Origin of the sequence: Kocuria palustris, assembly GCF_016907795.1 — a bacterium.
GTDB classification, from domain to species: Bacteria; Actinomycetota; Actinomycetes; order Actinomycetales; family Micrococcaceae; genus Kocuria; species Kocuria palustris.
In genome coordinates this window covers 2,405,512-2,418,747 of sequence record NZ_JAFBCR010000001.1, presented here as the reverse complement: position 1 = coordinate 2,418,747, position 13,236 = coordinate 2,405,512, and the positions used below count along the sequence as shown (strand labels likewise).

13 protein-coding genes are annotated in these 13,236 nt (G+C 70.9%); 5 read left to right on the top strand and 8 right to left on the bottom strand.

What is annotated here, in order from left to right:
• Positions 1–9: 9 nt before the first annotated feature.
• Positions 10–990 (top strand): 2,3,4,5-tetrahydropyridine-2,6-dicarboxylate N-succinyltransferase, encoded by a 981-nt coding sequence (gene dapD / locus JOE55_RS10820; RefSeq protein WP_204782917.1) that lies wholly within the window; start codon positions 10–12, stop codon positions 988–990.
• 99 nt (positions 991–1,089) lie between these two features.
• Positions 1,090–2,106 (top strand): UDP-glucose 4-epimerase GalE, encoded by a 1,017-nt coding sequence (galE, locus tag JOE55_RS10815; protein ID WP_204782916.1) that lies wholly within the window; start codon positions 1,090–1,092, stop codon positions 2,104–2,106.
• Positions 2,107–2,250: 144 nt separating this feature from the next.
• Here the strand turns inward: galE and JOE55_RS10810 are convergent, their stop codons facing one another.
• The 3 genes from JOE55_RS10810 to fdxA form a co-directional block, all read right to left on the bottom strand.
• Positions 2,251–3,549, bottom strand: a complete 1,299-nt coding sequence (locus tag JOE55_RS10810; protein ID WP_204782915.1) for a citrate synthase — start codon at positions 3,547–3,549, stop codon at positions 2,251–2,253.
• 225 nt (positions 3,550–3,774) lie between these two features.
• A complete protein-coding gene (dapC, locus tag JOE55_RS10805; RefSeq protein WP_204782914.1) occupies positions 3,775–4,938 on the bottom strand; it encodes a succinyldiaminopimelate transaminase in 1,164 nt (387 codons plus the stop codon).
• 7 nt (positions 4,939–4,945) lie between these two features.
• A complete protein-coding gene (fdxA, locus tag JOE55_RS10800) occupies positions 4,946–5,269 on the bottom strand; it encodes a ferredoxin (RefSeq protein WP_006214921.1) in 324 nt (107 codons plus the stop codon).
• A gap of 97 nt (positions 5,270–5,366) precedes the next feature.
• On the opposite strand from fdxA, the gene JOE55_RS10795 reads away from it, so the two are divergent.
• Positions 5,367–5,645, top strand: a complete 279-nt coding sequence (locus JOE55_RS10795) for a putative acetyltransferase (protein ID WP_204782913.1) — start codon at positions 5,367–5,369, stop codon at positions 5,643–5,645.
• Here JOE55_RS10795 and JOE55_RS10790 read toward each other — a convergent pair.
• From JOE55_RS10790 to typA, 3 genes are read right to left on the bottom strand one after another with little or no spacing between them, the layout of a single operon-like run.
• Complete coding sequence (locus tag JOE55_RS10790; RefSeq protein WP_006214922.1) at positions 5,593–6,159, bottom strand: hypothetical protein; 567 nt, start codon at positions 6,157–6,159, stop codon at positions 5,593–5,595. The two genes, JOE55_RS10795 and JOE55_RS10790, sit on opposite strands and share 53 nt — an antisense overlap.
• The gene (locus JOE55_RS10785) at positions 6,156–7,133 is read right to left on the bottom strand and encodes a PIG-L family deacetylase (protein WP_204782912.1); all 978 of its coding nucleotides are present in this window, start codon (positions 7,131–7,133) and stop codon (positions 6,156–6,158) included. The genes JOE55_RS10790 and JOE55_RS10785 overlap by 4 nt, the downstream gene beginning before the upstream one ends.
• Positions 7,126–9,027, bottom strand: coding sequence for a translational GTPase TypA (gene typA / locus JOE55_RS10780; RefSeq protein WP_204782911.1), 1,902 nt, complete (start codon positions 9,025–9,027; stop codon positions 7,126–7,128). The genes JOE55_RS10785 and typA overlap by 8 nt, the downstream gene beginning before the upstream one ends.
• A gap of 940 nt (positions 9,028–9,967) precedes the next feature.
• Between typA and JOE55_RS10775 the strand changes: the two genes are divergently transcribed.
• Positions 9,968–10,276, top strand: coding sequence for a hypothetical protein (locus tag JOE55_RS10775; protein WP_204782910.1), 309 nt, complete (start codon positions 9,968–9,970; stop codon positions 10,274–10,276).
• A gap of 8 nt (positions 10,277–10,284) precedes the next feature.
• Here JOE55_RS10775 and JOE55_RS10770 read toward each other — a convergent pair whose 3' ends face one another.
• Both JOE55_RS10770 and JOE55_RS10765 read right to left on the bottom strand, forming a co-directional pair.
• Positions 10,285–10,935: a methyltransferase domain-containing protein gene (locus JOE55_RS10770; RefSeq protein ID WP_204782909.1), complete on the bottom strand. Its 651-nt coding sequence runs from the start codon at positions 10,933–10,935 to the stop codon at positions 10,285–10,287.
• Between the two features lie 299 nt (positions 10,936–11,234).
• Positions 11,235–12,335, bottom strand: coding sequence for an NAD(P)H-dependent flavin oxidoreductase (locus tag JOE55_RS10765; protein WP_239546620.1), 1,101 nt, complete (start codon positions 12,333–12,335; stop codon positions 11,235–11,237).
• An 81-nt stretch (positions 12,336–12,416) separates the two neighbouring features.
• Here JOE55_RS10765 and JOE55_RS10760 point away from each other — a divergent pair, with 81 nt between their 5' ends.
• The gene (locus JOE55_RS10760) at positions 12,417–13,178 is read left to right on the top strand and encodes a sulfite exporter TauE/SafE family protein (protein WP_204782907.1); all 762 of its coding nucleotides are present in this window, start codon (positions 12,417–12,419) and stop codon (positions 13,176–13,178) included.
• Positions 13,179–13,236: the final 58 nt, after the last annotated feature.

The window sequence follows — 13,236 nt, the reverse complement described above, 5'->3', positions numbered from 1 at the left end:
GATGGAGCCATGACTTCCGAGACCACTGCCTCCAGCACCACCACCGAACGACACGCCGCCGGCATCGGCCTGGCCAGCGTCGTCGCCGAGGGCCCCCGCGCCGGGACGATCCTGGACGTCTGGTACCCGGCCCCCGTCCTGGGCCAGGAGCCCGACCGCTCGCTCGATGGCGACCTCCGCCGTTCCGCGCTGCCGGATGCCGATCGCAATGTCACGGTCGAGGTCGTGGACCGCGTGATCGACCTGGATGCCGCTCCGGTCGATGCCGCCGACGTCTACCTGCGCCTGCACCTGCTCTCCCACCGCCTGGTGCAGCCCCACTCGATCAACCTGGACGGCGTGTTCGGCCTGCTGGCCAACGTGGCCTGGACCGACCGTGGCCCCGTGCTGGCCGAGGAGCTGAACCTGGCCCGCCTGCGCATGCGCTCCACCGGTCACGTCAGCGTGCTATCCGTGGACAAGTTCCCGCGCATGGTCGACTACGTCGTGCCCTCCGGCGTGCGCATCGGCGACGCCGACCGCGTGCGCCTGGGCGCCCACCTGGCCGAGGGCACCACCGTCATGCATGAGGGCTTCGTGAACTTCAACGCCGGCACGCTCGGCTCCGCCATGGTCGAGGGCCGCATCTCCGCCGGCGTGGTCGTGGGGGATCACACCGACATCGGCGGCGGCGCCTCGATCATGGGCACGCTCTCCGGCGGCGGCAAGCAGCGCATCCGCCTGGGCGAGCGCGTGCTGCTCGGCGCCAATGCCGGCGTGGGCATCTCCCTGGGCGATGACTGCATCGTCGAGGCCGGCCTCTACCTCACCGCCGGAACGCGCGTGCAGGTGCTCGAGGACAGCCCGCAGGAGGCCCGCACCGTGAAGGCGCTCGACTTGTCCGGGGTGTCGAACCTGCTCTTCCGACGCAACTCCACCAGCGGCGCCGTCGAGGCCCTGCCGCGCGGGGGCCGCACGGTGGAGCTGAACGACGCCCTGCACAAGAACTGATCTGCGCGCGCCGGAGCCGGGCTGGCTCCGGCGCGCTCCACCGCGCCCTGTTCATCGGGGGCTGGGCGCAACGCATCCAGCTGAAGGAGAAACATCCGCATGCGCATCCTTGTCACCGGGGGGACCGGGTACATCGGCTCGCACACCGTCCTGGCACTGCTCCAGGCCGAGCACGACGTCATCGTGCTCGACAACCTGGCCAACTCGTCGAAGACGAGCCTCGAGCGCGTCCACCAGCTCGCCGGCCGGGAAGTGCTGGGCTTCGAGGAGGTCGACCTGCTCGATCAGCCGGGGCTGCACCGCGTATTCGAGCAGTGGAAGCCGGAGGCCGTCATCCACTTCGCCGGTCTGAAGGCCGTGGGCGAGTCCAATGAGAAGCCGCTGTGGTACTACTCCAACAACGTGGGCGGCACGCTGAACCTGCTGCACGCCATGGAGGACAGCGACTGCCGCACCATCGTCTTCTCCTCCTCCGCGACCGTCTACGGCGACGTCGAGACCATGCCCCTGACCGAGAAGGTCGACAAGGACGCGACCAACCCGTACGGGCGCACCAAGGAGCAGATCGAGGACATCCTCGCGGACATCGCCGCCTCCGACGATCGCTGGAACGTGGCGCTGCTGCGCTACTTCAACCCGGTGGGCGCCCACGAGTCCGGGATCATCGGCGAGGACCCCACGGGCATTCCCAACAATCTCATGCCGTTCGTCGCCCAGGTGGCGGTCGGACGCCGTGAGAAGCTCATGGTCTTCGGCGGCGACTACCCCACCCCGGACGGCACCGGCGTGCGCGACTACATCCACGTGGTCGACCTGGCCGACGGCCACGTCCGCGCCCTCGAATGGCTGGCATGCAACGGCGGCGCCAAGATCTGGAACCTCGGCACGGGCCGCGGCTACTCCGTGCTCGAGGTCCGCGAGGCCTTCGAGAAGGCCTCCGGGGTCGAGATCCCCTACGAGATCGTCGACCGCCGCCCCGGCGATGTGGCGATCAACTATGCCGACCCCGCCTCCGCCCTGGCGGATCTGGGCTGGTCCGCCGATCGCGACATGGACACCATGTGCCGCGACCACTGGAACTGGCAGAAGAACAACCCCATGGGCTACGCCTCCTGAAGCCACCCCGCCCGGTGCGCGCGAGCGGGCACGACGACGGCGGGCCGCCTCCCAGCTCGGGAGGCGGCCCGCCGTCGTCTCAAGGACCTGCTCGGTGAGCGGCGCGGGCCCGGGAGCCTCAGCAGCCCGGGCCCGCGCGTCCGATCACTTGGTGGGGTAGTCGCGCGCGCCCTCGCCCACGTAGAGCTGGCGCGGACGCCCGATCTTGGTCTCGGGGTCCTGGACCATCTCGCGCCACTGGGCGATCCAGCCCGGCAGGCGCCCGATCGCGAACAGCACCGTGAACATGCGCTCCGGGAAGCCCATGGCCTTGTAGATGAGGCCGGTGTAGAAGTCGACGTTCGGGTAGAGCTTGCGCTCCACGAAGTAGTCGTCCGCCAGGGCCTTCTCCTCCAGGCGCATGGCGATGTCGAGCATCTCGTTGTCGCCGCCCAGGCGCTCCAGGATGTCGTGGGCGTAGCCCTTGATGATCTTGGCGCGGGGATCGTAGTTCTTGTAGACGCGGTGCCCGAAGCCCATGAGCTTCACACCGTCTTCCTTGTTCTTGACCTTCTCCATGAAGTCCTCGGGCGACAGGCCCTGGTTCTGGATCTGGTCGAGCATGGCCAGCACGGCCTCGTTGGCGCCGCCGTGCAGCGGGCCGTAGAGGGCGTTGATGCCCGCGGAGACCGAGGCGAACATGTTGGCCTCGGAGGAGCCCACCAGGCGCACGGTGGAGGTCGAGCAGTTCTGCTCGTGATCCGCGTGCAGCATCAGCAGGATATCCAGGGACTTGGCCAGCGCGGGGTCGATCTCGAGGTCCTCGGCCGGGACGCCGAAGCACATGCGCAGGAAGTTCTCCGCGTAGGACAGCTCGTTGCGCGGGTAGAGCATGGGCTCGCCGATGGACTTCTTGTAGGCGTAGGCGGCCAGCGTGGGCACCTTGGCCAGAAGCCGGATCGTGGAGATCTCGACCTGCTCGGGATCATGCGGGTCCAGCGAGTCGTGGTAGAAGGTGGACAGCGCCGAGACCGCCGAGGACAGCACCGGCATGGGATGGGCCGAGCGTGGGAACCCGTTGAAGAACATCTTCAGGTCCTCGTGGACCATGGTGTGGGTGGTGACCCGGTGCACGAAGTCCTCGTACTGCTCCTGCGTGGGCAGCTCGCCGTAGATCAGCAGGTAGGCGGTCTCCAGGAAGTTGGAGTGCTCCGCGAGCTGCTCGATCGGGTAGCCGCGGTAGCGCAGCACACCGTTCTCGCCGTCGATGTAGGTGACCGCCGAACGCGCGTTCGCGGTGTTCATGAAGCCGGGGTCATAGGTGACCGCACCGGTCTCCTTGCGCAGGGCGCCGATCCCGATGCCCTCGTTGCCCTCGGTGGCACCCAGGACGGGCAGCTCGAGGGGCGCGCCCTCGGAGATGCTCAGCTGGGCCGTGCGGCCGTCCTTGCCGGACTCGGTCATGGGTCTCCTCCATAGTCTGTGAGCCCATGGGGCTCACCTGGTCCCGTCGCGCACCGGTCAGCTGCCGGGGCGTCGGGTCATGGGAGCCGGCGACGTCGCTGTCGCGCGGCGGAAGGTCACGGAGCGTGTGCAGACACGCCATCGAGTGCCAATCTACTCGCACGGCGCCTGCCCCCGCCAATCTGGGGCGCGCCCTGCCAGCCCTCGGCGGGATCGAGCCGCAGCTCAGCCGGAGGCGGCCTGCAGCCGGGCGACGGCGGCGTCGATCCGCTCGTCCGAGGCCGTCAGCGCGATCCGGATGAAGCCTGCCGCGGCATCGCCGTAGAAGACCCCGGGGCCCACCACGATGCCCAGCTCGGCGAACTCGCGGACCAGGTCCCAGGTGTCCTGCGCCGAGCAGCCGTCGCGCCGGCACCACAGGTAGAGTCCGGCCTCCGAGTGCTCGATGCTCAGCCCGAAGGCCTCGACGGCGCTGCGCAGACGCTCCCGACGAGCCCGGTAGAGCGCCTTCTGCGCGACCACATGGGCGTCGTCGTCGAGCGCGGCGCGCATGGCCGCCTGCACGGGGGCCGGCACGATCATGCCCGCGTGCTTGCGGGAATTCACGAGCCCGGCGACGATCTGGGCGTCGCCGGCCACGAAGGCCGCGCGGTAGCCCGCGAGGTTCGACTGCTTGGACAGCGAGTAGACGGACAGCAGCCCCGTGAGGTCTCCCCCGGACACGCGCGGATCCAGCACCGAGGGCACAGCCTGGCCGCCCTCCTCGCGATCCCACTCGCCCCAGCCCAGCTCGGCATAGCACTCGTCCGAGGCCACGACCGCGCCCAGCTCGCGAGCCCTCTCCACCGTGGCGCGCATGGCCTCGACGTCGGCGACCGCGCCCGTGGGATTGCCCGGCGAGTTCAGCCAGATCAGGCGGACCCGCTCCAGCACGTCCTGCGGCAGCTCGTCCAGGTCCTCTGCGGCCACGTGCTCCGCACCGGCCAGCTGCGCCCCGATGTCGTAGGTGGGGTAGGCGGCCGAGGGACGCACGACGACGTCCCCGGCGCGCAGTCCCAGCAGCAGGGGCAACCAGGCCACGAGCTCCTTGGAGCCGACCGTGGGCATGATCTGCTCGGGGTCCAGTCCGGGCACGCCGCGACGGCGGTCGTACCAGCGGGCGATGGCCTCGCGCAGCGCGGGGGTGCCGTGGGTGGTCGGGTAGCCGGGGGCGTCGGAGGCCGCGGCCAGCGCGTCCTGGACCACCAGCGGCGTGGGGTCCACGGGCGTGCCGATCGACAGATCGACGGTCCCCTCCGAGTGCTCGGCGGCGATCCGCCGGTACGGCGCCACCGACTCCCAGGGGTACTCCGGCAGATCCAGGCCGAAGGCGCGGGGCTGCAGCGTCATGGCCAGCTCAGTCCTGGTTCTGCGGGGGCAGGGCGGCGATGCCCGGGTGGTCCTTGCCGGTGTTGCCCAGGCGCGCGGCTCCGCCGGGCGAGCCGAGGTCGTCGAAGAACTCGACGTTGTACTTGTAGTACTCGGCCCACTCGTCCGGGGTGTCGTCCTCGTAGTAGATGGCCTCGACGGGGCACACGGGCTCGCAGGCTCCGCAGTCCACGCACTCGTCGGGGTGGATGTAGAGGCTGCGCTCGCCCTCGTAGATGCAGTCGACGGGGCACTCTTCCACGCAGGCCTTGTCCTTGACATCGACACAGGGCTGAGCGATCACATACGTCATGGTGGCGACGGTCCTTTCTCGCGGAGTTCTCCGCCCATTCTACGGGCGAGCGCCCGGTGGTCCGCCCCGCGCGTCATACGCCGATACTGTGAGGCCCATGACGTCCCAGCCTCAGCAGGACCCCGCACGGAGCATCGCCCTGAGCCGCTTGGCCGGCGCAGCGCTCGGCACCCGGTTCAGTGTGCGCTATGCGCTGCCAACCGGGGACCCGTCCGGCAAGGGACGCACGGACGCGATCGGCACGCTCGTCTCCCGGCACGACGATCCCCCCGCCGTGACCCTGCAGACCCGCAGCGGGCCCGTGCGGATCCCGCTCGAGCTGGTCAGGCTCGCCCGCGAGGTCCCGCCCCCGGTGCCGCGCCGACGGCCCCGCTGACGTCCTCAGGGCTGACGAGCGGCTCGGCGTCGAAGGCCTCCGCCGCGTGCGCGGCCAGTGCCCGGCGCACCTCCGCACGACGCCGGCGCCACCAGCGGCCGACCAGGACCACCGACAGCAGCGTCACCACCAGGATGCCGCCGAACCACAGCAGCCCGGCCAGCCCGATCGCCGAGGTGGTCGACAGGACCACGAGCGGCGAGTCCTGACGGCCGAAGGCCAGCACGAAGGCGGCTGCGTAGGCCACGATCCCGGGCACCGCGGCGGCCCAGATGCGCCGCGTGGTGGTCCCCGACCACACCGACAGGCTCAGCAGGAGGGCCAGCGCCAGCGGGGCGCCCCACGGGATCCACACGCCGTCGCCGAAGCGGGCGATGTTGCCGTGCACCGCCGTGCCGACCACGCCCGCCAGCATGCCGCTGACGATCGCGATGGTCGCCGAGACCGGCACGGACGCCTGATCCACCGACGAACGGCCGCGTCTGCGGCCCTGCTCATCCCATTCGCCGTTCATCGAGCAGGCTCCCGCGGCGCGAGCCTGGCGGCGTCGCCCCCGATGAGACGGAAGGTCTCGGCCTGCGGCATGGTCTGCGGCACCCGGTTCGAGAGCTCGTAGCGCGGATCCGCCGGATCATCGCCCGTCTCGATCTGGGTGGCATGGGCGCGCATGGCCGCGTGGCGGGCCGCGCGCGAGGCCTCGTCGGCGTGCACCACAGCCTGCGGGCGCTCATCCTGCGGATCCGGTTGGCCCTCGATCGCCCAGGCCAGAGGCCTCAGGGCCGGCTCAGCGCCGGACTCGTCCTCGACCACCTCGAGCGCTCGTACCAGCACTCGCGCGGTGCGCACGTGATCGGGGTGGCCGTAGCCGCCGTCGTCGTCATAGCTCAGGACCGCATGCGGGCGGATCTCGCGCAGGGCCGCTGCCACGTGGGCGGCGGCCTGATCCACGCCGGCCGCCGTGAGCGCCTTCGGCGAGACGTCCTCGGCGGGCTGGGCCCGGCCCTCGGGGCTCCAGGACATGCCGGAGTCCATGAAGCGGTCCCCGCCGCCCGGGAAGCCCGTCTGGGCGTCCAGGGCGGGCGACTGGCCCGCGTAGACGTGGTGCTCCACGCCCAGGGCACGGCAGGCCGCGGCCAGCTCGCCCTCGCGATAGGCGCCCAGGGCGGTGCCGTCGTCGTGGTTGTCCGGGTGCCCGACCTCCAGGTGGGCCAACTCCGGGATCATCACCTCGCCGCGCTCCCCGCGGGTCATGGTGATCAGGTGGACCTGCGCCCCGGCCTGGGCCAGCGAGGCCAGGGCCAGCCCGGAGGCCAGCGTCTCGTCGTCGGGATGCGCGTGCACCGCCACCACGCGGGCCTGCTCGGGGGCCGTGCCGCGCGGCAGCAGCGAGTCCACGGCATCCGGGCGGATCAGCGTGCCGGGCTCCGGGTACGACGGCGGCGCCGAGGTCTCCCCCGGCGCCGGCGTGTCGTGGTGCTGATCAGGCACGGTTGCGCTGGCGCGCCTGGCGCACGCGCTCGTTGGACTCCAGGATCACCTTGCGGATGCGGATGGCCTCCGGGGTGACCTCCACGCACTCGTCCTCGCGGGCGAACTCGAGGCACTCCTCCAGCGTCATCTGGCGCGGCGGGGTGAGGTTCTCGAAGTTGTCGGCCGCGGCCGAGCGCATGTTGGTGAGCTTCTTCTCCTTGGTGATGTTCACCTCCATGTCATCGGCGCGCGCGTTCTCGCCGATGACCATGCCCTCGTAGACCTCCTCGGTCGGCTTCACGAAGATCGTGCCGCGCTCCTGGAGGTTGATCATGGCGAACGGAGTGGCCACACCGGCGCGGTCCGAGATCATGGAGCCGTTGGTGCGGTACTCGATGGGGCCGAACCAGGGCTCGTAGCCGTCCGAGTAGGAAGCGGCGATGCCGGCGCCGCGGGTCTCCGTCATGAAGGTCGTGCGGAACCCGATCAGACCGCGGGCGGGCACCACGAACTCCATGCGCACCCAACCGGTGCCGTGGTTCGTCATGGTCTCCATGCGGCCCTTGCGGGTGGCCATGATCTGGGTGATCGCGCCCAGGAACTCGTCCGGGGTGTCGATGGTCATGCGCTCGACCGGCTCGTGGACCTTGCCGTCGATCTCGCGGGTGACGACCTGCGGCTTGCCGACCGTGAGCTCGAAGCCCTCGCGGCGCATCTGCTCCACCAGGATCGACAGGGCGAGCTCGCCGCGGCCCTGGACCTCCCAGGCGTCCGGGCGCTCGGTCGGCAGCACGCGCAGCGACACGTTGCCCACGAGCTCCTTGTCCAGGCGGTCCTTGACCTGGCGGGCGGTGACCTTGGCGTTCTTCACGCGACCGGCCATGGGCGAGGTGTTGATGCCGATGGTCATGGAGATCGCGGGATCGTCGACCGTGATGACCGGCAGCGGCTTGGGGTTCTCCGGATCGGTCAGCGTCTCGCCGATCGTGATGTCCTCGATGCCCGCCACAGCCACGATCTCGCCGGGGCCGGCCGACTCGGCCGGGACGCGGTCCAGGCCCTTGGTGGCCAGCAGCTCGGAGATGCGCACGTTCTTCAGGGAGCCGTCCTTGCGCGCCCAGGCCACAGTCTGGCCCTTCTTCAGCGTGCCCGAGAAGATGCGCAGCAGGGCCAGGCGGCCCAGGAACGGCGAGGCGTCCAGGTTGGTCACGTGGGCCTGCAGCACGCCGTCGTCCTCGTAGGACGGAGCCGGGATGTGCTCCATGATCGTCTTGAACAGGGGCTCGAGGTCCTCGCTGGCCGGCAGGTTGCCGTCGCCGGGGAACTCGGTGTCGGCGCGGCCGGCCTTGCCGGAGGCGTAGACGACCGGGACGTCGAGCACGGCGTCCAGGTCCATGTCCGGGTAGTCCTCGGCGATGTCGGAGGCCAGGCCGAGCAGCAGGTCCATGGTCTCGGAGACGACCTCCTCGGCGCGGGCGTCGGGTCGGTCGATCTTGTTGACGACCACGATCACCGGCAGCTTGGCCTCGAGGGCCTTGCGCAGCACGAAGCGAGTCTGCGGCAGCGGCCCCTCGGAAGCGTCCACGAGCAGCACGACGCCGTCGACCATGGACAGGCCGCGCTCGACCTCGCCGCCGAAGTCGGCGTGGCCCGGGGTGTCGATCACGTTGATCGTGATGACCTCGCCGTTCGCCGACGGGCCCTCGTAGAACACCGTGGTGTTCTTGGCGAGGATGGTGATGCCCTTCTCGCGCTCGAGATCGCCCGAGTCCATGACGCGCTCGGCGACCTCGCCGTGCTCGGAGAACGTGTTCGTCTGCCGGAGCATGGCGTCGACGATCGTGGTCTTGCCGTGGTCCACGTGGGCCACGATCGCGACGTTGCGGAGGTCGGTGCGCTGGGCAGTGCTCATACGAGTGGGGTCTCTCTTCAGACGATGGCGTGCTCCCGCCCCTTCTGCCAGGACGGTGCTCGGTTCCGGCCCGTAGCCGGCGGGGGTCGCGACAAGGGTCGCGGAAGTCCGCCGACGAGTCTAGCGCGCAAGTCCAACCCCTCCCCCGGGACGTCGCGCACCTCACACGCCGATGTCGCCGTCGCAGCGCTCGCACGGCGCTCTGCCCGTCGCCGGCACCCGCTCCGGCACCGGCCCGCACATCGAGTGGCCGCTTCTGGCCCCCTCTCCCACCGAGTGGCCGTTCCATCACCGGTTCCGCGGGCAACGGTGAGCTTCTGGCCACTCGATGCATGAACGGTGAGAGATCGGCCGCTCGACGCGACAGGATCAACGCGTGGCTTGGGAGGCGCTTCCCTGTCCGTGCGATCCGTCTCCTCGGCACAGCGGCTGAACAGCTGAGCGTGCGACACACACCGAGGGACGACGCCTGCGCCCCGGCTCGGCCTCCACACGGACAGCTCGCGGAGGACGCCGTCGACGTTTCGGTAATCCCTGGGCGCATGCCGCAGCGTCATCAGGTTCCCCAGCCCCTTGCAGGGCGCATCTTCGCTCGCCCGGAGGCAATGGCCGTCGGCCTCACTTCATGGCAGCTGCGAGCGCGTGGCCTCGGGGATCTGGCGATCCCTGAGGCCATCGGCGGCCTCCGCTCGGCCAGACGCCCGAGCCGAACTGATCCAGCTCGCCCGGGCACAGCGCGAAGCCATGCCCGGCCATGTCATCAGCCACCAGTCGGCGGCCGTGCTCTGGGGCTTCCGCCGGCGCTGCGCAGTCTGGAGCTGCTCGAGCGCGACCTGAGCGAGCTCGCGGGGACCAGGGGACGGCGTGCTGTGCTGCGAGCCCTGGAGCGAGCGCGGCGGGGCGGGGCGTCGACTCCGAGCCCGAGACGCGGCTGGGCCTGATGCTGGAGGACCACGGGTACGGAGGCTTCCGACCCGACCTCGAGCTGCGCGGCCCCGACGGATACCCGGTCCTGCCTGACCTCGCTGACCCCGTGCTGCGGATCAGCATCCAACACGACGGCACTCACCATGATCAGCAGGGCCAGCGCGAACGGGATGTGCGACGACAGCGTGCCACGGCCCAGAACGGGTGGAAGGAGATCCGACTCACGGCGCGCGATCTGGTGGAGCAGGAGCTCCTCGCCGGGCGCTGGGTCCCTCGCGCTGTCGCCCTCGTGGCCAGTGCTGCTGCAGGCCTCTCGGCCTGAGAATCGACTCAGTCGTCGCTGCGTCGCGGGCGACGACGCGCCATGACGAAGCCCTGAGGGTGCCGCTCGTGCACCGGCTCCCGTCGGATCGCGGCCGTCGTCGCCCATCCCGTGCGATGCAGCATTTCGGCGATCTCGACAGGCTCCCGCAGATGCTTGGGCATCGTGTGCGCCGTCCCGTAGGCCCGTGCGCCGGGCGCCTGACCCGTGCCCGCATGGAAGGCCGTCAGGAGCCTGCCGTCGTCGCGGGTCACACGGGCCAGCTCCGCCAGCGCATCGTGCAGCGATGAAACATCGTGGTGGATCAGCGAGTACCAGGCCACGACGCCGTCGAAGCTCGCGTCGTCGAAGGGCAGCTCCGCGAGATCCGCCACATGAAGCTCGGCTCCGGGCATCGCGGAACGGGCCTCGGCGAGCATTGCCGGGGAGAGATCGATGCCGACGGCCCTCAGCCCGAGCTCCTGCAGCGGACCCAGCATGCGGCCGGTCCCGCACCCGGCGTCCAGCACCCGATCGCCGCCCGCCTCCTGGACCTCTTCGGCGAGGACCCGCAGCAGCGCACGGTCGAGTGGCTGCTCAGCTCGCAGATCCGGCAGGGCCGCGGCATAGGCCGGTGCCACCTCGTCGTAGATCGCTCGGATGGTCTCGCGATCACGCACGGAGCGTTCCTCCTGTCTCTGGGCTGCGTCGACCGGCATTGGGTGCGCTACCGAGTGGCCGATTCCCCACGGAACCCGCATCGAGGGGCCGATCCTTCACCGGTTCGACGTCGAATCGGTGAAGGATCGGCCAGTCACGGCGGAACAGGTGAGGAATCGGCCAGTCGCGGGGCAGGCGGTGGTCGGGTGGGCGGGGCCGGCGCGGCCCGGTGGGGCGCGGTGGGACGTCGCGGTGGGACGCGTGCGGCGGTACGGCTCGGGACAGAACGCAGCCGAGGATGCACGTGATCCGGTGCGGGTCACAGGCCCCGGAAGGACTCCACGATCTCGGCGGCGGGGCGGGCTCGGCACGCGGGGAAGCCCGTGCCGGCCCACAGGTGCACCAGCTCCCGCTTCCCCGCGGCAGCCGCGGCCTTGCGGATCGGCGACGTCAGCGAGTTGACCTGCGGATAGCCCGCGATCTCGTGCTCGGCCATCGCCTCGGTGAACGGCGTGGACAGCGCCCGAGCAGGGCGACCGGAGAACGCGCGCGTCACCACGGTCTGCGCCGACGACGGATCGCCCGCCGCAGCCAGCACTGCCTCCCGATGGACCGCCCCGGTGCCGGCCTCCTCGGCGGCGAGGAAGAGGGTGCCCACCTGCACGGCGTGGGCCCCCGTTTCCAGCAGCCGAGCCGCCTCCGCGCGGAAGGAGATGCCGCCCGCCGCGATGACCGGCAGCTGCGGATGGGACGACGCCAGCGCCGCCAGCGTCTGCTCCAGCAGCTCCGGCAGCGGGGTGGTCCCCGGCGCAGTGTCCTGCGCGAGCGTGAAGCGATGCCCGCCGGCGTCGGGGCCCTGCAGGACCAGGGCGTCGGGGCCGAAGGCCGCGGCCTCCACCGCCTCCTCGGACGAGGACACCGACAGCAGCACAGTCGTGCCCGCATCCTGCAGCGCCCGGATCGTGGCCGCCGGCGGCAGGCCGAAGGTGAAGCTCACGACAGGCACCGGATCCTCGACCAGCAGGGCGATCTTCTGATCCCAGCCGTCGTCCGAGTAGTCGGGAAGCGGGCGCGCCGCGGCCTGCTCCCCCATCTCGGCATCGAGCGCAGCGACCGCCTGCACCCACCGCGAGCGGAAGTCCGCGAGCTGCTGCGTATCGGTGGGCGAGGACTCCGCCACGAACACGTTGACGCCGAACAGACGCTCGACGTCACGCAGCCCCGACCGCACCGCCGCGATCTGCTCGGCGAGCGCCTCGGCCGACTGATACCCGGCAGCCAGCATCCCCAGTCCGCCTGCGCGCGCGACCGCGATCGCCAGCCCCGGGCTCGACGGCCCGCCGGCCATGGGCGCTGCGATCAGCGGCACCTCGAGGGCATCGAGTGCGGACGGACGGGCGGCCGGAGCATCCATCGACATGGGGGGACCTTTCAGGCGAGTAGCGTGGTGGCTGATCGAACGTGCCGTGAATCACTCTAGGGGCCACGCCATGGAGCCAGGATGCTGAGCGACCTCTCGTGGGGCGCTCTGGTGCTGGCTGCCGCGGCGATCCTGATCGGCTCCGCGCTGCAGCGGCTCTCGGGCACCGGCGTGGGGCTGGTGGTGACCCCGGTGCTCTCCCTGCTGCTCGGACCCGTGGCCGGGGTGATGCTGACGAATGCGGTCACCACCGTCTCCGGATTCACGATCATGCTCTCGGTCCGCAAGCGCGTGGACTGGCGCCGCGCGGGGATCGTGATCGCCGCTGCCCTGCCGGGGGCGGTTCTGGGCGCTCTGCTGGTGCTGTGGCTGGAGGCCTCCTGGCTGCAGATCGGCATCGGCGTGCTGGTGCTCATCGCCCTGTCGCTCACCGTCGCCACGCCGGAGCTGCCGCATGTCACGAATCGCGCCGCGCTGCCCGTGGCCGGAGCTGTCGGCGGCCTGCTGAACACCACCGCAGGAGTGGCCGCCCCGGCCATGGTCATCGTCTCGCGGCTCACCCGCTGGGAGCAGAAGGCGTTCGCGGCGTCGCTGCAGCCGATCTTCATGTCCATGGGACTGATGTCGGTCGTGCTCAAGTCCCTGATGGGCGCCACCGGAGACCAGGGACTGCCCCCGTGGTGGGTCCTGCCCGCGGTGATCGCCCTGGTGCTCGGCGGGGTGGGAGTCGCCGCCGCCCTCGAGTCCCGCGTGACGCCCGAGCGCGCCCGCACACTGGCGCTGATCCTCGCCGGTCTCGGCGGGGCGGCCGCCGTGGTCAAGGGAGTGCTCGGGCTGCTCTGAACGACGACGGCCACCCAGCAGTCCGCCGGAGGCCGCACCGGAGCCCGCGACCACGACC